The 24,075-nt window shown below is 67.5% G+C and carries 19 protein-coding genes; 9 read left to right on the forward strand and 10 right to left on the reverse strand.

The annotated features are described in order from the left end of the window. Positions 1–14 precede the first annotated feature (14 nt). The 6 genes from ACFTZB_RS07095 (at position 15) to ACFTZB_RS07120 (ending at position 5,598) form a co-directional block, all read left to right on the forward strand. The gene (locus tag ACFTZB_RS07095) at positions 15–569 is read left to right on the forward strand and encodes a protein jag (protein WP_037234922.1); all 555 of its coding nucleotides are present in this window, start codon (positions 15–17) and stop codon (positions 567–569) included. 479 nt (positions 570–1,048) lie between these two features. Next, positions 1,049–1,453 carry a nuclear transport factor 2 family protein gene (locus ACFTZB_RS07100; RefSeq protein ID WP_378430754.1) on the forward strand — a complete coding sequence of 135 codons (405 nt, stop codon included), beginning with the start codon at positions 1,049–1,051 and terminating at the stop codon, positions 1,451–1,453. A gap of 446 nt (positions 1,454–1,899) precedes the next feature. Further along, positions 1,900–2,583: a 16S rRNA (guanine(527)-N(7))-methyltransferase RsmG gene (gene rsmG / locus ACFTZB_RS07105; protein ID WP_378430740.1), complete on the forward strand. Its 684-nt coding sequence runs from the start codon at positions 1,900–1,902 to the stop codon at positions 2,581–2,583. Positions 2,584–2,652: 69 nt separating this feature from the next. Next, positions 2,653–3,666 carry a ParA family protein gene (locus ACFTZB_RS07110; protein WP_378430741.1) on the forward strand — a complete coding sequence of 338 codons (1,014 nt, stop codon included), beginning with the start codon at positions 2,653–2,655 and terminating at the stop codon, positions 3,664–3,666. Continuing rightward, positions 3,663–4,742: a ParB/RepB/Spo0J family partition protein gene (locus tag ACFTZB_RS07115; RefSeq protein WP_378430742.1), complete on the forward strand. Its 1,080-nt coding sequence runs from the start codon at positions 3,663–3,665 to the stop codon at positions 4,740–4,742. The genes ACFTZB_RS07110 and ACFTZB_RS07115 overlap by 4 nt, the downstream gene beginning before the upstream one ends. A gap of 157 nt (positions 4,743–4,899) precedes the next feature. Then, entirely contained in the window at positions 4,900–5,598 is a 699-nt protein-coding gene (locus ACFTZB_RS07120) for a GNAT family N-acetyltransferase (protein ID WP_378430743.1), read from the forward strand. 15 nt (positions 5,599–5,613) lie between these two features. On the opposite strand, the gene ACFTZB_RS07125 is transcribed toward ACFTZB_RS07120, so the two are convergent. From ACFTZB_RS07125 to ACFTZB_RS07145, 5 genes are all read right to left on the reverse strand, one after another. Next, positions 5,614–6,813 carry an N-acetylmuramoyl-L-alanine amidase gene (locus ACFTZB_RS07125; RefSeq protein WP_378430744.1) on the reverse strand — a complete coding sequence of 400 codons (1,200 nt, stop codon included), beginning with the start codon at positions 6,811–6,813 and terminating at the stop codon, positions 5,614–5,616. A gap of 163 nt (positions 6,814–6,976) precedes the next feature. Then, on the reverse strand, positions 6,977–7,300 hold the full coding sequence (gene trxA, locus ACFTZB_RS07130) for a thioredoxin (RefSeq protein WP_005249122.1): 324 nt from the start codon (positions 7,298–7,300) through the stop codon (positions 6,977–6,979). Between the two features lie 43 nt (positions 7,301–7,343). Further along, a complete protein-coding gene (trxB, locus tag ACFTZB_RS07135; RefSeq protein ID WP_378430745.1) occupies positions 7,344–8,327 on the reverse strand; it encodes a thioredoxin-disulfide reductase in 984 nt (327 codons plus the stop codon). 112 nt (positions 8,328–8,439) lie between these two features. Further along, complete coding sequence (gene nox / locus ACFTZB_RS07140; protein ID WP_378430746.1) at positions 8,440–9,627, reverse strand: 4,4'-dithiodibutanoate disulfide reductase; 1,188 nt, start codon at positions 9,625–9,627, stop codon at positions 8,440–8,442. A 31-nt stretch (positions 9,628–9,658) separates the two neighbouring features. Beyond that, on the reverse strand, positions 9,659–10,630 hold the full coding sequence (locus ACFTZB_RS07145; RefSeq protein WP_378430747.1) for an NAD-dependent epimerase/dehydratase family protein: 972 nt from the start codon (positions 10,628–10,630) through the stop codon (positions 9,659–9,661). 89 nt (positions 10,631–10,719) lie between these two features. Here ACFTZB_RS07145 and ACFTZB_RS07150 point away from each other — a divergent pair, with 89 nt between their 5' ends. Next, positions 10,720–11,289, forward strand: a complete 570-nt coding sequence (locus ACFTZB_RS07150) for a helix-turn-helix domain-containing protein (RefSeq protein WP_378430748.1) — start codon at positions 10,720–10,722, stop codon at positions 11,287–11,289. Between the two features lie 3 nt (positions 11,290–11,292). Here ACFTZB_RS07150 and ACFTZB_RS07155 read toward each other — a convergent pair whose 3' ends face one another. The 5 genes from ACFTZB_RS07155 to ACFTZB_RS07175 all read right to left on the reverse strand — a co-directional run bounded on the left by ACFTZB_RS07155 (position 11,293) and on the right by ACFTZB_RS07175 (position 19,755). Beyond that, entirely contained in the window at positions 11,293–12,039 is a 747-nt protein-coding gene (locus tag ACFTZB_RS07155; RefSeq protein ID WP_378430749.1) for a hypothetical protein, read from the reverse strand. Positions 12,040–12,129: 90 nt separating this feature from the next. After that, positions 12,130–12,711 (reverse strand): RNA polymerase sigma factor SigM, encoded by a 582-nt coding sequence (gene sigM, locus ACFTZB_RS07160; RefSeq protein WP_005263510.1) that lies wholly within the window; start codon positions 12,709–12,711, stop codon positions 12,130–12,132. Between the two features lie 47 nt (positions 12,712–12,758). Beyond that, on the reverse strand, positions 12,759–16,667 hold the full coding sequence (murJ, locus tag ACFTZB_RS07165; RefSeq protein ID WP_378430755.1) for a murein biosynthesis integral membrane protein MurJ: 3,909 nt from the start codon (positions 16,665–16,667) through the stop codon (positions 12,759–12,761). A 113-nt stretch (positions 16,668–16,780) separates the two neighbouring features. Then, entirely contained in the window at positions 16,781–19,177 is a 2,397-nt protein-coding gene (locus tag ACFTZB_RS07170) for a DUF6049 family protein (RefSeq protein WP_378430750.1), read from the reverse strand. A 2-nt stretch (positions 19,178–19,179) separates the two neighbouring features. Further along, positions 19,180–19,755 (reverse strand): NUDIX hydrolase, encoded by a 576-nt coding sequence (locus ACFTZB_RS07175; RefSeq protein ID WP_378430751.1) that lies wholly within the window; start codon positions 19,753–19,755, stop codon positions 19,180–19,182. Between the two features lie 149 nt (positions 19,756–19,904). On the opposite strand from ACFTZB_RS07175, the gene ACFTZB_RS07180 reads away from it, so the two are divergent. Both ACFTZB_RS07180 and ACFTZB_RS07185 read left to right on the forward strand, forming a co-directional pair. Next, complete coding sequence (locus tag ACFTZB_RS07180; RefSeq protein ID WP_206008093.1) at positions 19,905–21,356, forward strand: CCA tRNA nucleotidyltransferase; 1,452 nt, start codon at positions 19,905–19,907, stop codon at positions 21,354–21,356. Between the two features lie 238 nt (positions 21,357–21,594). Next, positions 21,595–24,075: molybdopterin oxidoreductase family protein (locus ACFTZB_RS07185; protein WP_378430752.1), on the forward strand; the 2,481-nt coding region annotated here is incomplete at its 3' end.

Consider the following 24,075-nt stretch of genomic DNA (forward strand, 5'->3'; position numbering starts at 1 on the left):
AAAAGAGAACGAGCATGGCTAGTGAGCCTGACATCGCAGTGGACGGAGATGAGACAGACGTGACTGCACCGACGCAGAACCCGGACACCGAGGTGGATTCCGATTCTGACGACTACCTGATCGAGGAAGGGGAAATCGCCGGCGACTACCTGGAGCAGCTGCTCGACGTCCTCGACTTCGACGGCGACATCGACCTGGACGTCGAGGGCGACCGCGCTGTTGTCAGCATCGACGGTGGGGACGATCTCACCAAGTTGGTCGGGCGCAAGGGCGAGGTGCTGGACGCACTGCAGGAACTCACGCGCCTCGCCGTGCAGCAGGCCACGGGCGAACGCAGTCGACTGATGCTGGACATCGCCGGATGGCGTGCCGGCCGGCGCGCCGAACTGACCGAGCTGGGTTCCTCGGCGGCACGTCGCGTACTCGAAAGCGGTGAACGCGAGGAGCTCGCTCCGATGACGCCGTTCGAGCGCAAGATCGTTCACGACGCAGTCGCGAAGGTCGACGGCGTATCGAGCGAGAGCGAGGGCGCCGAACCGTCGCGCCGCGTGGTCGTCATCAAGGACTGATCCACACACGCACCACCGAGGCGGGGCTTCCGGATTCACTTCCGGGAGCCCCGCCTCTTTTCTGTTCCCTTGTCGCGTCCCGTCACTCTGGCTGTGTTTCGTTTCACGTGAAACACAGACCCCTCCCCTCCCCCACCGAGAGGCCGGTGTCGGCTGCCCACGTCGCGCAGTGGGGCGCCTGGGCGCGGTGTCGGAACTCGAGTAAGTTCCCGTGCCTGCTGATCGGACTCGAGTCGGCCGGGAGGGACGACGGGATGTTCTCCGTCGAAGCTTGCGCCGCGACTGCGCATCGGCGGATTGGAGTTACCGCCGGCCTACCCGCGTTGGGCCACATCTCTTTCGCGGTCCCGAAGTCGAGCGGCTCGGTAGGTGCTCGAGTCCCCGCTCGAGACTCACGTGTGTCGGGCGATGAGTTTCGACGCTTCGCGAAGTCCACATCATCGAAGGGGCCGAGCAGTGGCGTCGACTGGACGGAGTGACTGATGAGCGAGGACGAACGACAGATCCGGAATCTGATCGAGCGGTGGACCGAGGCTGTGCACGGTGGTGACATGACGGGGGTTCTCGCGGACCACTCCGATGACATCGTGATGTTCGACGTGCCACTGCCCTACGAGGGCGCACGCGGAATCGAGGAGTATCGCGAGACGTGGCCACCATTCTTCGAATGGCAGTCGAGTGGTGCCAGGTTCGAGTTGGTGTCATTGGATGTGACCGCGGGCGAGGATGTCGCGTTCGCCCATGCGCTCCTCCGGTGCGGAACGGAAGCGGAGCTCGCCGACAATCCGGAGAACCGTCTTCGGCTCACCGTCGGATTGCGGAAGGAAGACGGTCGTTGGCTCGTCGCTCACGAGCATCATTCTTTTCCGGATACTAGTGTCTGACGGACGATCGATATGGGTCGGCGACAGTCGTTGTTTGGGCCCTTTCTGACCGAATTTAGGTTGTAGTTTCACCCACCCAACCACACCCAGGAGTTTCGTCACTGTGATGATTACGAAATCGGAGTCATGGGTGCGAAATCGAAAGTTCGATGAAGGGTGCACCAGGCTCGACTGACCTTCGTGAGACGCGGGCGCCCCGGTCCCCCCAGAGTGTGTCCCACGTGAAACACCGCACCGATGTTCCACGTGAAACATCCGTGGGCGACCCCGACGCGGTGTCGTTCATCAACAGCCGAAGGCGGCGCAGCATCCCTCCCCTCCCCCACCGGAAGGGGGTGCTGCTCGACACTGTCCGGCGTTGCGCGTTCGAGTTGAGGGACATAGTCGTGGCCGAGGGCGGATAATGGAGAGGCTGTGTTTGTTGATTTCGCGTTATTCGCGGGAGGATGTTTCACGTGGAACCGAATGCTGGAGAGCCGGCCGAATGGGACGAACAAGCGGCGGCACGCCAGGTGTTCGGTGAACGATTCGATATTGCGGAGCGCTACTACAAGTCGTTGGCGACCGACGGTGTCGAGCGGGGGTTGATCGGACCGAGGGAAGTTCCGCGACTCTGGGAGCGTCACCTACTCAACTGTGCCGTCATCGGTGAGTTGATCGCGGAGGGCGAGTCGGTCGTCGATGTCGGAAGCGGCGCTGGGTTGCCCGGCATCCCCCTCGCGATCGCCCGGCCGGATCTCCGCATCACGTTGGTGGAGCCGTTGCTGCGGCGGTCGGTGTATCTCGCGGAGTTCGTCGAGTCGAACGGTCTGGACGTGCTCGTCGTCCGAGGGCGTGCCGAGGAGTCCGGCGTGGTGAAGGAAGCTGGCGGCGCGGACGTCGTCACTTCCCGTGCGGTGGCACCGCTGGAGAAGTTGGCCAAGTGGTCGCTGCCGCTGATCCACGAGCATGGGAGAATGCTCGCATTGAAAGGTTCGAGCGCCGCCGAAGAGATTTCCCGTGATCGCGCTTCCCTGACTCGGTTGGGTGCTGGCAAGCTGGATATCGTGGAATGCGGAGTGGGCCTGCTTCCTGTCCCCACCGTTGTCGTTCGGGCAGAACGTTTGCCGAAACGCCGTCAGCGTCGATGACGATGAGCACGGTGGACCAGGGAGTGAGTATGTCGAGTAACGAGCGATTCCCAATCGAAGGAGTAGTCAATGTCGGGTGGGCCTGAATCCGCCGTTTCACGTGAAACAGTTTCACGTGAAACCGACCATCAATCCGACCAGGCGACGAACTCCGGGAACGGAGACGACGGATTCACGGCCCCCTACAACGGAATCTCCGTCGAGGAGACTCCGATCGGTGCGGCCGCGCACCGCGCGAGCCAGGTGCTGCACCCACACTCGGTGGGCCTGCCGAAACCACCCGAACGGCGGATCCTCACCATCGCCAACCAGAAGGGCGGCGTCGGCAAGACGACGAGTGCCGTCAACCTCGCCTCCGCTCTCGCGGTTCAGGGGCTGACCGTTCTGGTGATCGATCTCGACCCGCAGGGCAACGCGAGCACCGCGTTGGGCGTCGCCCACCACTCCGGTGTGCCGTCCAGTTACGAGCTTCTGCTCGGTGAGGTGACGGCCGCGGAGGCGATCCAGAAGAGTCCGCACAACGACCGGTTGTTCTGCATCCCGGCGACGATCGACCTCGCCGGCGCGGAGATCGAACTCGTCTCCATGGTGGCCCGCGAGGGACGGCTGAAGGGTGCGCTGTCCGAGAAGGCGCTCGGCGAGGTGGATGCCGACTTCATCCTCATCGACTGCCCGCCGTCGCTCGGACTGCTCACGGTGAACGCGATGGTCGCCGCCAAGGAGGTGCTGATCCCGATCCAGTGCGAGTACTACGCACTCGAGGGCGTGGGACAGCTGCTGCGGAATATCGAACTGGTGCAGGCGCATCTCAACCCCGACCTTCACGTGTCGACGGTCCTTCTCACGATGTACGACGGCCGCACGAAGTTGGCGGACCAGGTGGCCGAGGAGGTTCGCACCCACTTCGGGGACGCGGTCCTCCGCGCTGTCATTCCGCGCAGCGTCAAGGTGTCCGAAGCCCCCGGGTACGGGATGACCGTGCTCGATTACGACCCCGGTTCTCGGGGCGCTATGAGTTACCTCGATGCGGGACGTGAACTCGCAGCACGCACCGCGCACGTCACGAAGCAGGAGCAGCGATGAGTCAGACGCGTAAGGGTGGACTTGGCCGTGGACTGGCTGCGCTCATTCCTACCGGGCCGACCACGACCGGACCGGGGTTGGGTAACGCCGCCGCCGACGTCGTGATCGGAACTGACCGGCGCAACGTGCTGACCGCGCCCGCACCGAACTCGTCGGATTCTGCGACCGACAAGGAGGCCGCTCCCGCGTCCACGGGAAACAATGGAGAGAGAGGCGGCGCCGACGGTACCGCTGGAAATGGTGCCCAACCCCTCCCCTCCCCCACCGGTGCGGTGTACCGGGAAATCGCTCCCGACCTGATCGAGCGGAACCCGAAGCAGCCGCGTCAGGTGTTCGACGACGACGCTCTCGCGGAACTCGTCCACTCGATCCGCGAGTTCGGTCTGATGCAGCCAATCGTGGTGCGCCCTCTCGACGACGGCAAGTTCCAACTCGTCATGGGCGAGCGCCGGTGGCGGGCCAGCCAGGAAGCGGAGCTGGAGACGATCCCGGCCATCGTTCGTGAGACCGGCGACGACGCCATGCTCCGCGACGCGCTGCTGGAGAACATCCACCGTGTCCAGTTGAACCCTCTCGAAGAGGCTGCGGCGTACCAGCAGTTGCTCGAAGAGTTCGAGGTGACCCACGAGGAACTGGCGGCGAAGATCGGCCGCTCGCGTCCCGTGGTGACGAACATGATCCGACTGCTGAAGTTGCCGATTCCCGTGCAACGACGCGTCGCGGCGGGTGTGCTGTCCGCAGGTCACGCTCGGGCGCTGCTGTCGCTGGAGGCGGGTGCCGACGCGCAGGAAGTGATGGCGGCCCGCATCGTCGCCGAGGGCATGTCGGTTCGCGCGACGGAAGAAGCGGTGACGCTCGCCAACCGCAGCGACGACCAGGCGCAGCCCGTCCAGCGACGCAAGCCGATCCAGATGCCGGGCTTGCAGGACGTCGCCGAGCGGTTGTCCGATTCGTTCGACACGAGGGTCACGGTCAGCCTCGGCAAGCGCAAGGGAAAGATTGTGGTCGAGTTCGGTTCGGTGGACGATCTTCAGAGGATCGTTGGAATGATGGAGGCACAGAAGGCCGATTCGTGAGCGCCTGAGAGAGGTAGAAGTACCCGCGGATGATCCGTCACTGTGACAGCGGCCGCCGGCGGACCGATTCCAGCAGAACTATCGGGGGCGAAACACATTGAATACCAGAGGATGTCGAATGATCTGCGGTAGTGACATTTGGAGGCTGAGCTAGCCAGTGTCGACTCACGTCACATCGCTCACTCTCGACGGCTTGGACAAACTCTCCGCCCATGCCCGTCGCTGTGTCTTCTGGGAGATGGATCCGGCAGCGATCCACAGTTCACGCGGATTCTGCGACCAGGAATTCGAAAAGGAAGCCTGGCTGTCGATGGTCATGCTCGAATGGGGATCGTGCGGGCAGGTTGCCGTCATGGACGGGAAGCCGGTCGGCAGCGCTCTCTACGCTCCCCCACGGACCGTGCCCCGCGCGCAGTTACTCCCGACCGCTCCGGTCGGTGCCGATGCCGTCCTCCTCACGAGTCTCCGGCTCGAGCCGGCCGGCGAGGAACAGAACCTCGGAACCACGTTGATCCAAGCGGTCGTGGCCGATCTGGTGCGCCGCGGTGTTCGCGCCCTCGAGGCTTTCGGCATCCGCGACACGGAGGGCACCGGGCCGATCGACACGATGGGACTGGCCTCGGCCACCGCGGCTCGCGAGTGCTCCCCCGAGGAGTGCATGATTCCGGCGACCTTCCTCGAGGACAACGGTTTCGAGATCGTCGCGCCCCACCACCGGTTCCCGCGACTGCGGCTCGAACTGAACCGGGATCACGGGTGGAAGGAAGACGTGGAGGCCGCGCTGGAGCGTCTCATCCACACCGCATCGGTGAGCATGGTCGATATCGGAGAGCGCACGCCCGTCGGAGCGCACTGAGCGCTCGTCGGAAGGTCAGGAACGTTCGGAGGAAGACAACTCTTCGGCGAGCAATTCCGCGAACGTGAACGTTCCGGTCGGCTGATCGTCCTGACCGAGCAGGTACAGACGCTTCACGGAGATGAGGATCGCCTCGGCGATGGCGTCGCGCGCCCGCGGGTTGGAGAGCACCGCGGCGTCCAGGTCGTTGGTGAGGTACCCGAGGTCGATCTGCACGGTCGGCATGTTCGTCAGGCGCAGCAGATCCCAGGTGCGGCCGTGGGTGCGGCAGTCCTGCAGCGGCGTGCGTGCCACGATCTCCCGCTGGATGAATCCGGTGAGAACCTGACCGATCATCGACGTCGAACCGTGCGAGTTGCCGAAGTGGAAGCTCGCGACACCGTTCGCGGACGGGCTGGTGTTCCCGTCGCAGCGCAGCGAGATCATCAGGTCGGCATCGAAGGCGTTCGACGTGGATGCGCGTTCGATGTCCGTGGGGTTCTCGTGGTGCGGGCGGGACAGGAACGTCTCCATTCCCGTGGCGGCCATGCGCCCTTCGAGGCGGCTGGCGAGGTCCCACAGGATGTCGGACTCCGAGATCGTGCCGTACGGGGAACGAACGATGGTCCCGTAGGTGTTGCCGCCGAGGCCCGGATCGATGACGATCCGCTTGCCGCTCAGCTGCGGTCCGGAGCTGCGGACCATTTCCTCTTCGCTCATCGCGTGCGGGGACCCACCGGTGACGCGGGTGCCGAGCAATTCGAGCGACCGCAGGGTGGCGGGACCGCAGATGCCGTCGGCGGCGATACCGATCTCACGCTGGAACGAGGACAGGGAGTCGTGGGTCTGCGGGCCGAAGAAGCCGTCGACGCGGCCGACGTAGAAACCGAGGTCCTGCAGGCGGGTCTGCAGGGTGGCGACGTCGTCGCCGTAGAGCGGTGCGGACAGCTGATAGATCAGCGTGCGCGCGCCCAGGCGGTACGACGCCTCTTTCATGGACCGGTAGGTGGCCGGACCCACGATTCCGTCGACGAGGAGCCCACGCTGCTGCTGGAAGGCCCGTACGGCGCTGTCGAGGTGATGATCGAAGACGGCGTCGGGGGCGATCCAGTGAGTTCCGTTGGTGTTGTCACGCCGAGTGCCGGGGACACCGTTGTGCAGGAAACCGAGACCGGCCAGCGTGCCCCGAATCTCAGCGACGGCCGGACCATGGTCGCCGTGACGGAGTCGGTGCATGTTTCAGGGCCTCTCAGTCCGAATCAACGAGAAATACGATTCTCGGTACAAACAAAACGATCGATGTGCCCGGTCGGTCTAGCTGATGCGACTGGAGCACATCGATCGATTGTCTCAGAGATTCCCACAAAATCGGGAATCGCGCTGGGTGTTCGGGTGTCGATCAGAGAACGTCGGCGAGCTCTTTCAGCAGCGCAGCCTTGCCCTTGGTGCCGACGATCGTGTTGATCGGCTTGCCGTCCTTGAACAGGATCAGCGTCGGGATCGACATGACCTGGAAGTCGCGGGCAGCGCCCGGGTTGGCGTCGATGTCGAGCTTCGCGATGGTCAGCTTGTCGCTGTGCTCACCGGCGATCTCCTCCAGGACGGGGGCGATCATCTTGCAGGGGCCGCACCAGGTGGCCCAGAAGTCGACGAGGACGGGCTTGTCGCTGGAAATGACGTCCTGCTGGAACGAATCATCGGTGATGGTGACGGTATTCGACACGGGGATTTCCCTTACTCGAGGTGGGTAGGTGTGTGTGGACGGCTCAGGCGTCGACCGGTGAGCCGGCGGCGGCGACGGTGTTCGCCGTGATGTCGCCGCGCTCGGCCAGCCAGCGCTCGGCATCCATCGCCGCGGAACATCCGGTGCCGGCGGCGGTGATCGCCTGCTGGTAGATGTGGTCGACGAGGTCGCCTGCGGCGAAGACTCCGTCGACGGACGTGGCGGTGGTCGGGTTCTTGACGACCACGTAGCCGGCCTCGTCGAGGTCGACCTGACCCTTGACCAGTTCGCTGCGCGGATCGTGGCCGATGGCGACGAACATGCCGGTGACGTCCAGCGTGGACGTCTCACCGGTGACGGTGTCGCGGATCACGAGGCCGGTGACGCTGTTCTCCCCCAGCACCTCGACGGGCGCTGCGTTGGTCACGAACCGGATCTTCGCGTTCGCCTTGGCGCGCTCGAGCATGATTCGGGACGCGCGGAACTCCTCGCGGCGGTGCACCACGGTGACGCTGCGGGCGAAGCGGGTGAGGAAGGTGGCTTCCTCCATGGCGGAGTCGCCGCCGCCGACCACCACGATGTCCTGATCTTTGAAGAAGAATCCGTCGCACGTGGCGCAGGCGCTGACGCCGCGGCCCAGCAGCTTCTCTTCACCGGGAATCCCCAGGTAGCGGGCTGCGGCACCCATCGCCAGCACGACCGCGTGCGCCTGGTAGGTCTCGCCGTTCACGACGACCTTCTTGATCGGGCCGGTGAGGTCGAGTTCCTCGACGTCCTCGGTGCGGATGTCGGTGCCGAAGCGCTTGGCCTGCTCGCGCATCTGGTCCATCAGGTCGGGTCCCATGATTCCCTCGCGGAATCCGGGGAAGTTCTCGACCTCGGTGGTGGTCATGAGGGCGCCACCGAACTGGGTCCCCTCGAACTGCAACGGCTCGAGTTCCGCGCGCGCCGCGTAGACGGCAGCGGTGTATCCGGCAGGTCCCGAACCAACGATGATGAGTTCATGAACCGTCGATGGAGTGGTCATGCGGGCCTTCCAGTAGTGAGGGGGTGCTCAGTCGTATGGATCAACACAAGACTAAAGGGTGTTGTTCCCGGACTGCAGGTGATACCGGTCGCTCCCCTCGCAGGCCACGTGATCAGCGCAGCGTCTCCCGGATGACGCAGCGCGTGCCCGTGTAGATCGTCGGCATGCACTTGTTGCAGTGGATGCACAGTCCCTCGGCGACGTGCCGGTCGCGGAACTTGTTCACGAGGTCCGGGTCGCGGAGCAGGGCGCGGGCCATCGCGACGAACTCGAATCCTTCCCCGAGCGCGTTCTCGATGGTGTCGAGCCGGTTGATTCCGCCGAGGAGGACGAGCGGCATCGACAGGGCGTCGCGGAACTGCCGGGCCATCGGCAGGAAGAAGGCCTCCTCGAACGGGTAGGTCGGAAAGATCCTCGGCCCGTACACCTTCAGCCCCCAGCCCACCAGCTTCGGCTGTGAGGCAACGAATTCCGCCATCGGCACTTCGCCGCGGAAGAAGTACATCCCGTTGAGCAGCGAGCTGCCGCCGGTGAGCTGCATCGCGTCGAGGTGCCCGTCGGCTTCGAGGAGCTGGGCGATGCGGAGACTGTCGTCGAGCCACAGCCCTTTCGGGACACCGTCCGTCATGTTGAATTTGGCGGTGACGGCCACCGAGTCGCCGACGGCGTGACGCACCCGCTCGAGCACGCGGCGTGGGAACGCCGCCCGTCGCTCCAGGCTGCCCCCGTACTCGTCCGTGCGCCGGTTGAGATTGGGGCTCATGAACGAGCTGAGCAGATAGTTGTGGCCGAGGTGGACCTCGATCGCGTCGAATCCGGCGTCCACGGCGTTGCGTGCCGTGTTCTCGAAGTCGCGGGTGACCTCGTCGAGTTCGTCCCGGGTGGCACCTCGCACGAGCCCCATCGCGGGCGGGCTGAGCCGAGCGGACGGTGCCAGCGTCCTGGTGCGGTTGGACAGCGTGTTCGCGACCAGACCGGCATGACCGATCTGGGCCGCGGCCAATCCCCCTTCGGCGTGGACGGCGTCGGTGAGCCGGCGCAGATCGGGGACGCGGTCGCGGTCGAGCACCAGGGTGTTCGCGTGGACGCGTCCGCCGGGTGAGACGGCGCAGTACGCGACGGTCGTCAGTGCGGCGCCGCCGCGAGCGACCTCGGTGTGGAAGTCGACGAGCCCGTCGGTGACGCGGCCGCGTGGCATGACGCCCTCGAACGTGGCTGCCTTCAGGATGCGGTTGCGCAACGTCAGGGGGCCCAGGCGGGCCGGCTCCCAGATATCGGGTCGCGGTGGTGGAACGGTCATGGTGGTCTGCCTTCGGGGAAGTGATGGGTGCTCAGGCGAAGGTCGCGGCCAGCGCCGCGCGGGCCGGGCGCCAGGTGAGCCCGAGTTCGTCGCGGGTTCTCGAGTCGTCGGTGGGGGTGGCCGAGGTGAGGAGCCAGGCGGCTTCGTATCCGAGCCCGGGGCTGAGCGGCGTGAGTCGGCCGATGACGTCGGCGATCCGCCCGATCGTGCGAAAGGCGCTGCCCGACACAGGGATGCGCCGGATTCGACGACCCGAGGAGTGTTCGAGGACGTCGATGAGCTGATTGAACTGGACGAGTTCGCCGCCGCAGACATACCGGCGTGGACCACGGCCGGGGTGCATCGCGGCGGCGTGGACGGCGGCCACGTCCCGCACGTCGATCATCTGCATGCCGCCGTCGAATCGCGGCGCCACCCCGCCGCCGACGATCGCGCCCCAGCCCTGTTCGGTGACCCCCGTCGTGGTTCCGAGGCCGGGGCCGACGACGCTGGTCGGGTAGGTGATGACGACCGGGGCGCCCGCGTCCTGGAGCGCGCGGGCGATGCGGTCGGCGGCGGCCTTGGTGCGGCCGTACGCGCTGCGCCCGGACGCGGTCGGACTGTCCGGTCCGATGACGGCGTCGGGCGACGGAAACAGGGCGCTGAAACTCGCGACGTGGACGATCGGATCGAGTCCGAGGAAGGCCGCGCGGGTGAGGATCGCGGCGGTGGCCTGCGTGTTGATCTCCCACATCAACTGTTCGCGGCGGTCGTCGGTGCCCACCACCCCGGCGGCGTGGAGGAGGGCGTCGCAGCCGTCGAGGAGGTGCGCCACCGTCTCGGCGTCGCGGATGTCGCCGACCACCGGTTCGATCCGCGCGGAGTCGGCCCCGGCCGCCGCGAGCAGGGCGTCGGGAGTTTCGGTGGGGAGGACCAGCAGTCGAATCGTGTGCCCGTCGGCGAGCAGCGCCAGTGTGGTGTGGGCGCCGACGTAGCCCGTGCCGCCGGTGACCGCGATCTTCATGTATCCGCCTCGTTCGAATTACGGTACCACTGGACTCGTAATAGGTACGATATAGCGCGGACGGCACTTCTGTCCCACAATTCGAACCAATGAATGCAACCGGAACCGGCCGCCCCCGCGACCCGCGGATCGACACCGACGTCCTCGCGGTCACCCGCGCGATGCTCGTGGAGTCGGGCTGGGAACAACTGAGCATGCGAGCCATCGCGACGCGGTCCGGGGTGAGCAGGGCATCCATCACCAGGCGGTGGCCGTCGAAGGCGCACCTGGTTCTCGACGCGATCCTCGGTGCGACACCCGACCTGACACCGTTCGAGGGCACCGATCGCGAAGGCTGGATCCGCTGGGTGGTGACCGGCAGCGCCGAACTGTTCTCACGGCCCGAGGTGCGGGCGGCCACGCCGGGCCTGCTGGCCGCGATACGGGACCACGACGATCTCCGGACCGCGCTCTGGCGGGGATTCAGCGGTCCGAGTACTCAACTGTTCGGGAGCGCGGACTCCGAGGAGTCGAACACCGCGACGGCCGTGCTGGTGCTCGCCGCGGGCGCGGCCCTGTTCACGAGCCTGATCGCCGTGGAGGACGATACTCCGGCACTGCGGGCGAAGATCCTCGAGCTACTCGTGCCGGTCGCCCGTTCGGAACCCGAAAAGAACTGAGGATCAACCGATGTCGGTGATCGCGATGGTCGCCGGATCGCCCGCGCCGCATTCGCGGCCCACCACCAGGGCGGTGATCTGCGGCGGACGCGGCGCGGCCACCAGCAGCAGAACCCCGGGAACGCCGTCGAGGCGAACCTCACCGGAACCGAGAAGCGCACGGGCCGGATCGATGCCGTTGGCGCGCAGGCATTCTGCCAGCCGATCAGGATTCTCGAGCGGTCCGAGCTGCCGCGATCCGATCACGGTGAGGAGGAGCCCGGAATCGAGGTCCGAGCCCAGATCGAGGACCGCCGGTGCCTGCGAGGTCTCGGAACCGGGCAGCGCAGCCGGCGGACTCGACTCCCGGCCGTCCGGAACGACGACCGCGACGGCCACCACGACCGCCGCCGCCGCAGCGAACGTTCCCGCGGCCGCGGCAGCCCACTTCCGCCGCCGGGCGAGCGGCACGACGGCGGCCTCGGCCGGGGTGTCACGTTCCGCGGCGAGCGCGCGGTTGATGCGGTCGGCGATGCCGGCGGGAATCGGCGTCGAGACGGAATGATCGCGGCCGAGCGCACCGAGCTGATCGGTGACCCGGTCGAGGGCGTCGATGACGGCCATCGCCTGCGGGTCGCTGCGAACGAGCGGCCACAGACGATCGCTGACCGTCTCGGGCAGCACCCCGGCATGCAGATCCGCGAGTAGGTCCTCGGAGTAGGGAGGTTCGGGCAGCGCGGCATCGGACGGCCCGGATTCACGGTCGGCCATGGCACCTCCTCACCGAGTCGTCGTGGCCCGGGACATGGCCCGGGACGTCGGGACACTTCCCCGCTCCTCTTACGTTTTGACGCTGCGGAGTCATGATCGGTTCCCCTCCACCCGAAAATATTCGAGAGAGGCGGCCAGCTTCTTCCGGCCGCGGGCGCAGCGGCTCTTCACGGTGCCCTCCGGAACGCCGAGAAGCGCCGCGGCCTCGCTGGTCGACCGGCCCTCGAGGTCCACGGCCACGATCGCGGTCCGCTGATCCGGCGGGAGCTGCGCCAGAGCGCGCTCGACCACCAAGCTGAGCTCCACCTCGGAGACGTAATCGCGGGTGTCGCGCGGTTCGTCGTCCTCGTCGGCGGACAGGGACACCGCCGGACGGGCCTTGTTGCGCCGGATCCGGTCGAGGCAGGCGTTGACGACGATCGTGTGCAGCCAACTCCGGACCGCGGCATCCCGGCGGAACGAGCCCGCGTTGCGATGCGCCGACAGCAGCGCCTCCTGCAGGGCGTCCGCCGCGTCCTCGGTGGTGTAGCTGGTGCGCTTGGCGACGTGCCACAGGTGGTCGTAATGCCGTCCGAGCAGCGTCTCGAAGGCGTGCCGATCGCCGGCGACGTGCGCAGCCAACAGGTCGACGTCCGAGGGCTCACCCTCGGAATCCCCCCGGAAGATTCGCACCGGCGGATGTTAGCTCAGTTCGCCGGTCCGCGAGCACCGGGTGCCGACTACGTGGAGGCGTTGAAACCGATGTCCGCGATGGACGATTGATTCGTGCCGCGGGAATTGCTCAGGCCGGTGATCCACATCAGGACGTTCTTGGTGGGTCCCTCCGACTTGACCGGGATCTCGGTGACGCCGTTGCCGAGGACCTTCGAACCGAGCACCTGCGTCTGGTCGAGGGTCGGGTTCTCGGACGGGGCGCTGCGGATCTCGACGTTGGTGCCCGGGGTCGGCGAGTTGATCCACACACTCGACAGGGTCGCCGGCTCGTCCAGCGTGACCATCAGGCCCACACCGTTCTTCAGCGCGGGGAACGGCTGAAAGTACGAGTCGGTGCTCCACACGGTGGACGTGTTGCCGTCGATCGCCAGCCGGGCGTTGGCGGCGGAGTCGGGTGTCCCCTGCGGCGAGAACACCGTCGCCCCCGAGGGGCTGATCGGCGCGACGTTCGCCGCCGGGGCGGGCGCGGCGGCGGGCGACTCCGGGTTCGGTGGGGCCTCCGCCGAGGTGGTGAGTCCGAATTCCTGTTCGGTGAGCGGCGCGTCGGAACTGCTGCCCGTGAGGAACGTGGCGAGCCAGAATCCCAGCAGCGCCAGCACGATGATCGTGACGACCGCAAGGCCGACGAGCGCGGCGATCATCCGGTTGGACTTCTTCTTCTCCGCCTCCAGCGCCTCCGGGTCGGCGAGAGCGTGACCGGACGGGCCGGGGCCCCGCTGCCCGAGCCGCAGCGCGGGGATGAACTCGGTCTTGTCGTTGACGACGGACGCCTGATCGAGGATGTGCTGCACGGTGGCCGCCGTGCGGATTCCACCGTTCGGCTCGAGCGAACGCAGGGCCACCGCGGAGATCTCGAACGGGACCTCCGGCCGGATCACCCGCGGTCCGATGGGCTGCCCGCTGGAGTCGCGGTCGGCCAGTCGCATACCGCCGACGCTGCCGGGCCGCTGCGAACCCGACGGGTCATCCGCGGGAGCGGACGGGTCGCCGAGCGGCCAGCGGGCGGTGATGAGCGCGTAGAGCATGGCGCCCAGTCCGCGCACGTCGGAACTCGAGTCGGAGTCGGCGAGCGTGGCCGGGAACGCCAGCACGGCATCGCCGTTGATGCTGATCCGGACACGGTCGGGATGGTCGATGGACAGTGCTCCACCGGCCCGGTGCGCGGTCTCGGCGGCCGCGGCGAGCGCGCGGATGGCGCTGGCGGCGCCGATCGGAGACGGCTTGGTGTCGGCCATCTCCCGCAACGACCGGCCCGGCGTCCACTCGGCGACGACGATGCCGCCGGAGCTTCCCCGGACCACGTCGAGGACACGGGCGAGACCGGGCGAATTGATCCGGCCCAGTCGCAGGGTGCGCGACAGAATTGCTTGCGGGCCTTCGGGACCGGCCGAGGTGGAGCGCTGCTCGGCGTCGACGAACGTCAGCGCCACCTCGCGGTCGAGCTTGACGTCCAGCGCCTGCCAGAACTGCAGTCCCCGCGAACCGCCGTGCGGGGTCAGCAGGCGGTAGCGGCCACCGGCGACGGAGGCGCCGGGAATGAGCTTGGGGCCACGGGGAGTACGACGCGGACCCGCTCCGGGGTCACGACCCGGTGCGGGTGTGATCGGGATCACGCCGGTGTCGTAGCTGAGATCCCGTGCGGGTGCGGATCCCATGTGACGTGTGTCTCGACGCTCGTCGGCGGACGGCTCGCCGGAGTCTTCGGCGGGCGTCTTCGGCGCAGCGTTCTTGCCGGTGTCGGCCCCGGTCTCCTTGCTCTGCGCCGGTTTCGGAGTGCCGGCAGAGGCCGCGGACGCGTCGGCGGCCTTCTGCTGCGAAGCGTCCGCGTCGTTCTTCCGGGGTGCGTCGGCGCCGGCCTTCTTGTCGGACTTCGCGGAGTCGGTGGAGGCCGACTCGGACGAGATCCGGGTGGTCGGGGCATCGACGCCGTTGGGTGCGGCGGCCGAATCGCGTTCGGACGCTTGCACCGTAGAACCCCCGGCTCTCTTGCTGCCGGCCACGTCGTCGTCGCTCACCCTCACTCCTTCATTTTCGAATGCCCAACTCCGACCAGTACCGGGCGGCGATCCGACCCGCTCGTGTCCAGGGTACGGGAGTCCACCGGGTCGTTCGATACCACGCGGCTGTCCCCCGACGTCGCGCGGTGTGGCACGGACCACGGGAATCAGTTCTGTTTCGGCGTCTGCGAGCGGGTCGACCTCCGGTTCCGGTGCGGCGCCGCGACCGCGCAGTGCGCGGACTTTGCGGGTGACGGCGACGGTGATCGAGACGATTTCGGGGATCTTCGCGAACCAGAGGATCACGAACGTGACGACGAGCATCAGCATGCCGCTGATGGCGACGCGGACCATGGAACCCGGTCCGCCGAACAGGTCGGTGAGCCGGTCGAGTTGCAGCAGCCGGTCGGCGCCGAGCATGGCGAGGGCGCCCGCGAGGGAGGCGAGGACCACCACCCACACGGTCTTGCCGACGTTCGCCATCTGGAGATTGCCGAGACTGCGGTGCAGCAGGTACCCGCCGACGAGGGCGCCGGTGATGTAGCCGAGGCCGTTGGCCACGCCGAGCAGGATCACCACCTGGTCGTCGCTCGAGGCGATCATCGGGGTGAGCGCGGACAGCGCGATCTTCACCGCGGTGATGCCGAGGACGATCCACGTGGGAGTCCACGCCTGTTCGCGCGCGTAGAACACACGGAGCTGGATCAGGACGAGCGAATACGGGATGAGGGTGAACGCGGACCAGCTGACGGCCTCGCCGAGACGTTCGGCGTCGCCGGACCCGAAGTTGCCGTATCCGTACAGCGCCTGACCGATCTCCGGTCCGGCGAACGTGAGGAACGTGATGATCGGGATCAGGGAGATCATCGTCAGCCGGGTGGCGACGGACAGGTCGTCGACCACGGCGGGGGTGTCGTCGGCGGCGGCGTTGCGGCTGAGCCGCGGCATGATCGCCGTCAGCACCGTCACGCCGAGCACGCCGTACGGCAACTGCAGCAGCAGCCACGCGTTGTTGTAGATCGCGGGGCCCGACGCGTCCGCGTGGGACGAGATGCGGGTGGCGACGATCATGCCGGCCTGGCTGATCAGCACGTACAGGATGATGGCGACGGCCATGCCGCCGAACTGCTTGAGCCGGTCGTCGAGACCCCACAGCGGTTTCAGCGAGATGCCCTCGCGACGGATCGCCGGCACCAGGCTCATCGCCTGCACGACGACACCGAGCGTGACGCCGACGCCGAGGACCAGCAGTTTCGGGTCGCTCATCCGGACCGGGTCGAGGGTGATCTCCCCCGGGGTGGCGTAGTAGATCACCAGCACGGTGAGCATCACGACGTTGTTCAGCACCGGAGCCCAGGCCCCGGGTTTGAACACCTGCCGGGTGTTGAGAATCGCGGTGAGCAGCGCCGACAGCCCGTAGAACAGGATCGCGGGCAGCAGCAGATACGACAGAGCTGTGGTGAGGGACGTGTTCACCTTGCCGTCGGCCGACAGAAAGACGTGGGTGGTGAGCACGGGTGCCGCGGCGGTCGCCAGCAGCGCCGCCGTTCCCAGCAGCACACACGTGGCGGTGAACAGGCGGCGCACGAACGCGGCACCCTGGTCCGGGTCCTCCCGTTCGGCGCGCACCAGGACGGGCACCACGATCGCGGTGAGCACCGCGCCCAGCACCAGCTCGGAGATCATGTTCGGGATCTGGCTGGCGACGGTGAACGAGCTGGCCACCGACCCGCCCAGCAGCGTCAAGACGAGAAGCTGCTTGGCGAAACCGGTGATGCGGCTGACGAGCGTCGCCACCGCGATCGACCCGGTGGACGCCAGCAGGCGGGAGTTGCTCTGCTTCTGCGGCGCCGTCGACGGCCCGGAGTCGCGGACCGGGGGCGGCGGCGGGTCGACCCGGATGGCCGCGAACTGCACCGTCGGCGCCTCGTCCGGCCGGATCTCCCGCGCCCAGTGGTCCCGCTCCCACGGCGCGACCCGGGGATGGGAGCGATCGGGAAGCCTCTGGCCCCTACTGGGCAAGTTCCCGGTCATGAACGTTCGTACCCTTCGTCAGCTGGATCCGGCTGGCCGCGGAATCGATGCCACAGCCGGCGGCCGGCGAGGAACAGCAGCAGAGCACCCGCGCATGCTGTCAGTATCGCCAACGCCTGCCCGTACGCGTTGGACCGTACCGTCACGCTGGTCGGCTCTCCCAGTTGCTGTCCATCGGCGGTGGTCAGAGAGAATTTGACGACGAGCTTGCGGGAGTCGTTGGCCTCGGTGGGAACGGTGAGGGTGCGACTGCCCCGCGGAGGCAGCGTGGTGGGGCCGATGTCGGTGATCGTCATCCCGGACGGCGCATCGACCTGCAGGCGGACGGTGATCCCGACCGGGAGGTCGTTTCTGGCGACCAGCAGCAGCGGGCTCTGTTCCGACGCCAGCGTGTAGACACCGCCCGGCGACACGACGGTGACGGCCCCGAACATGTCGTCCATGGTTTCGGCGACCTCGTCGGCGCGCGTGTCGGACGCGTCTTCCGCGGACGGGCGTTCGTCGTCGCGGCGATGCGCGAGGCTCATCGACCGCACCAGGTCCTCGCGGAGCGGTGCCGTGAACCGCTCCGGGGTGAGCGGGGCCTGCGGGTCGTCGACCAGCGCCGCGTTCAGCGCCTCGATCCGGGGCATCTGCGTGGCGGCGGCGTCGCGGATGTGGGCGGGGACGCCGTCCTCGGCGGCCTGATCCGGGTAGTCCAGGCTCGCGACCTCGGGTGACCCGGGCTGACGTCCCAGCATCGCGGGCAGCGGCCGGGGTGTTGCCAGGCCCGAGCGCATCAGAGTCGACACCGTCGACAGCAGTGTCTTCGCGTCGTCGGCGCCTGCCGTCCACAGCTGCGGCGGCACCACCATCAGCGACCGGGGAACGCCGGCGGCCCGTGCGGCCTCGGGTTCGAGGGCCGACCACGACACCGCGCCGAGCGCGTCCTGCAGCCGGGCGGTCTGGGAATCGTCCGAGAGGTCGTACCGGGCGCGCTGGGGTGTGTAGGACGGAGTCTGCGGAGTCGTCCCCATCGCGGCGAGCGCCGTGCCGACGGACGGATCGAACAGCAGCGCGTCGACGCTCCCCGTGGCCGCGGGGGTCTCGGAGGCCGCCGGTGTGGTGGTCTCGCCGTTCGCCGGGACGGGGGCTGCGGGCGGTGGTGTCGCCTCGATGACGTGGGCGCTGTCGCGGGGGGTGGTCGTGTCGACGGAATTCGCGGCCACGAGCGCGGTGGTCGCGTCGTCTCCGCGGAGCATCTGCGCCGTCGCATCGTCGAGCACGCCGGCGTCGCTCCACACGAAGTTGCGCAGCGACGTGACACCGAGCACGTTGTCGACGATGTCGGCGGGGGCGTCGACGGCGGTCGCGGTGAGGTCGGCGTTCCCGACCTCGGTGATCGCGGACAGGTCGGCCTGCGCGAACGGCACCGACGTGGTGCACATCGTCGCGGCCAGCGTTCGGGCGCGCTCGAGCCACGCCGACGCGGCATCCTTGCCCGCACCCTCGTGCGCGGAACCGGTGGGATCGGACGGGTCGTCCACCACCAGATAGCCGCGCGTCATGTTCTCGACGGTGATCAGCAGGTCCGGGTCCACCGCCAGGCACAGACTGTCCCGCAGCGTGTGGTCGCGGTCGACGCTCTCCCGGGTGGCGAACTCCGCCGCCCCCAGAAGTTCGTCGAGCCGGCCGCCGTCGTCCAGTGAGGTCGCGAGGTCGTCGTCGACGAGACGCACCGGTTCGGTGACGGAGCCGGCGACACCCGCCGCGAGTCGGGGGCGGTCGGCGAGGGGCCACATCATGGTGACGGCGACGGGACTGGAGATGTCCGGGGGTACCGCCGGACTGCCCGGGACCCCGAACACGGGCAGCAGGAACCGGGCGTCGTCGAGGCGCGCGGCCCCGCCGTACTCGGGGGTGCCGTTCACGTTCACCATCAGCGGGTACACGCCGGGTTCGGTGATGTCGAGGGAGAGGTCGGTGTCGGAACGCAGTGGCAGCGAAAGCGTGAACTGCTTGCTCTGGCCCTCGTCGAGGCGGCCCGCGACCGTGTCGAACATGCCGACCGTGTCGTAGCGGGACTGATCGAGGGTGAGGGACGTGCGGAGACCTTCACTGCTCGCGACGGCCGGCGCGCGTTGCAGCCGCACGCTGACGTCGCGGACCGTGCGGTCGCCGATGTTCTTCACCGAGCCCGTGACGGTGACGATCGGGTCGCTGGTGGTGGTCACCGTGGACGGGGTGACGTTGTCGATGTGCAGTTCGAGGAACTCGGGGTCCTCGTCGACGAGCTGGGTCCCGGCGCTCTCCGGCGGCACGGGTTCCTGGGCCGACGCCACCACGGTGCTGGTGGGAGCCAGAACGACCGCGAGTGCGGTCAACGTCACGGCACCGACCCGACGCAAAGCCATCCTCATCCGGCGTCTGGCCCCTTCTGGAGCTTCAGGTCGGGTGCGGGCGGAGTGGTAGTCATCTTGGAGATCAAGTCACCGGCGATTTCTGCGAGTTTCCGTTCGTCTGCGTAGGCCAGGCGTGATCCCAGCTCGGCGAGCGGCACCCACGCTACCTCGGTGACTTCCACGTCTTCGTCCGACAGTTCCCCGCCGAGGAATCTCAGCAGATAATGGTGGACGGTCTTGTGGACCCGGCGGCCCTCGGTGACGAACCAGTAGTCGATGCTGCCGAGCGACGCCAGGACGGTGCCCTGGATGCCGGTCTCTTCCTGGACCTCACGCATCGCAGTCTGTTCGGCGGTCTCACCCTGCTCGATGTGCCCCTTGGGCAGCGACCACAGGAGCCGCCCGCGACGGTCGGTGCGCCCGATCAGCGCGGCGCACAGATTCTCCCGCGGTCCGCCGAGTCCGTTGACGACGAGCCCGCCCGCCGACGTTTCCCGCACCGTCCTCATGTGGGGTTTCGCGGGTTTGCCGACGGCGCCGCGCCGCCGCGAGTTGCGGCGACTCCTGTTCGCACGTTCGGCAGCAGACACCCCATCGATAGTAGTTGGCTTAACCGTTTCCACCGGAACGCCGCACCCGAACCGAGACGCTTCGTGACACACCTGTGGTGAACCGAACTGCGAGGTGACAGCGTGTATGCGTATCCCGCTATTTGCGCACCTCGGTAAGCTTCCTGGACGTGACTGCCCCTTCTCTCGACGACGAGCGCCGTACGCGACTGCTTGCCGGCGCCGCGGTGACGCTGCGCGAGCTGTCCGAAGTCCTGACGCCGCTCGGTGAGAAGTTCGCTTCCGCCGGTCACGAGTTGTACCTGGTGGGGGGCAGTGTCCGCGACGCGATACTGGGTCGCCTCGGCACCGACCTCGACTTCACCACCGACGCCCGCCCGGAGCAGGTGCAGAAACTGCTGTCCGGCTGGGTCGACAACCAGTGGGACACGGGCATCGAATTCGGGACGATCAGCGCCGCGAAGGCGGGTCAGCAGATCGAGATCACGACGTACCGGGCGGACGCCTACGACCGGGTGTCGCGCAATCCCGTCGTCCAGTTCGGGACGAAGCTCGAGGACGACCTGGTGCGGCGCGATTTCACGGTCAACGCGATGGCCGTCCGGATCGGTGCGGACGGCTCGCAGGACTTCGTCGACCCGCTGAACGGCATGGACGCGCTGCTGGCCGGGGTGATGGACACGCCGTCGGCGCCGGAGAACTCGTTCAACGACGACCCGCTGCGCATGCTGCGGGCCGCGCGCTTCGTGTCCCAGCTCGGGTTCACGCTGCACGAGCGTGTGCATCGGGCGATCGCGGACATGGCCCCGCAGATCGAGCGGATCACCGCCGAACGCGTGCGGGCCGAACTGGACAAGCTGATCCTCGGCGAGTTCCCCATCGACGGCATGAACGTGATGTGCGAGACCGGTCTGGCCGATTTCGTGCTGCCCGAGGTGCCGCAGATGAAGCTCGAGATCGACGAGCACCACCAGCACAAGGACGTGTACTGGCACTCGCTGACCGTGCTGAAGCAGGCCGTCGACCTCGAGGACGGCGACCCCGACCTGGTGCTGCGCTGGGCGGCTCTGCTCCACGACATCGGCAAACCGGACACGAAGCGCAACGAGCCGGGTGGTGGTGTGAGTTTCCACCACCACGAGGTGGTCGGCGCGAAGATGGTCCGCAAGCGGATGCGGGCCCTGAAGTACTCGAAGCAGATGGTCGACGACGTCTCGCAGCTCGTGTTCCTCCACCTGCGGTTCCACGGTTACGGCAAGGGGCAGTGGACCGATTCCGCGGTGCGCCGGTACGTGACGGACGCCGGTCCGCTGCTGCCGCGCCTGCACAAGCTGGTCCGCGCAGATTGCACCACCCGCAACAAGCGGCGGGCGGCCGCGCTGCAGGCGACGTACGACGACATCGAGGAGCGGATCGCGCGGATCGCCGAGCAGGAAGACCTCGCCCGGGTGCGCCCCGACCTCGACGGCAACGCGATCATGGAACTGCTCGGAATTCCCGCGGGGCCGGAGGTCGGGAAGGCGTGGAAGTACCTCAAGGAACTCCGGCTCGACCGCGGCCCTCTCAGCCGCGACGAGGCGGAGGCCGAACTGCTGTCGTGGTGGGCCGAGCAGAAGGCCTGACCGCTGCGTCGGTTCCTCCCCTGCTCAGCGACCCTGCACACCCGATTCGAGTGACGCCGGTCACATGACCTGGTCGTTGCCGCGATGCCGACATCACCACCGCGCCCGCGGCCGGGTGCGAGAGACGTCATCGAACGCTCACCGGGGTTAATCCCGACGAAACACGCCGCTCGGCACCATTGATACAGGTCGTGCGCCAGGTGGACACGCGGCGACCGTGCAGGTGAGGAGCGAGTCGATGCAGCAGCAGAAAGCCGGGACTTCCACAGTGAAGACCGCCTGCTCGTACTGCGGTGTCGGCTGCGGCATGGTGCTGGAGATCGGGATCGATCCCGAGACGAATACCCGCCGGGTGCTCAAGGCGTCCGGAGACAAGGACCATCCCACCAACTTCGGGCGGCTCTGCACGAAGGGCGCGACGAGCGCGGAGATGCTCGTGGCCGGTGGCCGCATGGAAACCGGGTACGTCCGGGACGAGCGCGGGGAGGCGCCCACCGCGGTGGACGTCGACGCCGCCATCAGCGAGACCGCCCGCCGACTGAAGGAACAACTCGACGAGCACGGTCCCGACGCCCTGTCCTTCTATGTCTCCGGTCAGATGTCCATCGAGGCGCAATACCTGATCACCAAACTGGCGAAGGGTTTCGTCGGGACCAACCAGATCGAGTCGAACTCGCGGCTGTGCATGGCCAGTGCCGGCACCGGCTACAAGCAGTCCCTCGGCGCCGACGGCCCGCCAGGCTCGTATCAGGATTTCGACAAGGCCGACGTGTTCTTCGTGATCGGCGCCAATATGGCGGACTGTCACCCCATCCTGTTCCTGCGGATGATGGACCGGATCAAGGCCGGCGCCAAACTGATCGTCGTCGACCCGCGCCGCAACGCCACCGCCGACAAGGCCGGCCTGTTCCTGCAGATCGCGCCGGGCACCGACCTCGCGCTGCTCAACGGCCTGCTGCACCTGCTCGTGCAGAACGGGCACACCGATCCCGAGTTCATCGCCGAGTTCACCGAGGGCTGGGAGGTGATGCCGGAGTTCCTCGAGGAGTACACCCCCGAGAAGGTCGCGGAGATCACCGGCATCCCCGAGGCCGACATCCGGCAGGCCGCCCAGTGGATCGGTGAGGCCGAGAACTGGATGAGCTGCTGGACGATGGGCCTCAACCAGAGCACCCACGGCACGTGGAACACGAACGCGATCTGCAACCTGCATCTGGCGACCGGCGCGATCTGCCGTCCGGGCAGCGGTCCGTTCTCCCTCACCGGTCAGCCGAACGCCATGGGCGGTCGCGAGATGGGGTACATGGGTCCCGGTCTGCCGGGCCAGCGGTCGGTGCTCGCCGCCGACGACCGGGCGTTCATCGAGGACCTGTGGCAGCTGCCGGAGGGCAGCATCCGCACCGAGGTCGGCACCGGCACCGTCGACATGTTCGAGCGCATGGTGGCGGGCGACATCAAGGCCTGCTGGATCATCTGCACCAATCCCGTTGCCACCGTGGCGAACCGGCGAACCGTGATCGAGGGCCTCGAGGCCGCCGATCTCGTGATCACCCAGGACGTCTTCCTCGACACGGAGACCAACGGGTACGCCGACATCCTGCTGCCCGGTGCGCTGTGGGCGGAGTCGGATTCGGTGATGATCAACTCCGAGCGCAACCTCACCCTGCTGCAGCAGGCCGTCGACCCGGTCGGCCAGGCGCTGCCCGACTGGCAGATCATCGCCCGCGTCGCCTGCGAGATGGGATATGCGGACGCGTTCACCTACGAATCCTCGGAGGACGTGTTCGAGGAGATCAAGCGCACCTGGAATCCCAAGACCGGCTACGACCTTCGTGGCGTCAGCTACGACCGGCTGCGGGAGACGCCGGTGCAGTGGCCGAGCCCGCCCGGCAACCGCACCGACCGCAACCCGATCCGCTACGTCAACGACGGCGTCAGCCAGAACCTGCTGTCCGCTCCCGACGGTTCACTCCCCCGCCTCGCGTTCGCCACCGCGAGCGGCAAGGCCGCCTTCTTCCCGCGCCCGCACATGCTGCCCGCGGAGATGCCGGACGACGACTACCCCCTGGTCCTCAACACGGGGCGCCTGCAGCACCAGTGGCACACCATGACGAAGACCGGCAAGGTCGCCAAGCTCAACAAATTGAACTCCGGCCCATTCGTCGAGATCAACCCGGCCGATGCGCAGAAGCTGTCGATTTCCGAGGGCGACAAGGTGGAGGTCGCGTCGCGGCGTGGCCGCGCGGTGCTTCCCGCCGTCGTCAGCGACCGCGTGCTGCCCGGAGGCTGCTTCGCCCCGTTCCACTGGAACGACTCGTTCGGCGAATACCTCAGCATCAACGCCGTCACCAACGACGCCGTCGACCCCACGTCCTTCCAGCCGGAGTTCAAGGCGTGCGCCGTGTCCCTGACCCGGGTGGCTCCGGTGTCCGAGCCCGAGGTTCCGGAATCGACCGGGACAATCACCCTCGCGAGCGGCTCGCCCGCCGCCGAGATGAGCCGCATTCTCGGACTGGACGATTCGGCATCCCCCACGTTCGACGAACACGAGCGCACGTACCTGGCGGGACTGCTCGCGGGTCTGCAGTCCACCGAACTGCAGGGCGTTCCGGTCCTTCCGCGCACCGCGCCGATCTCCGGGTCGAAGAGAGTGTGGCTGGACGGCCTGATGGCGGGATTGTTCTCCCGTTCCGCGGTGCCGGACGGCACCGCGGCGCCG

Origin of the sequence: Rhodococcus sp. NPDC057014, from assembly GCF_042673295.1 — a bacterium.
Lineage (GTDB): Bacteria > Actinomycetota > Actinomycetes > Mycobacteriales > Mycobacteriaceae > Rhodococcus_F.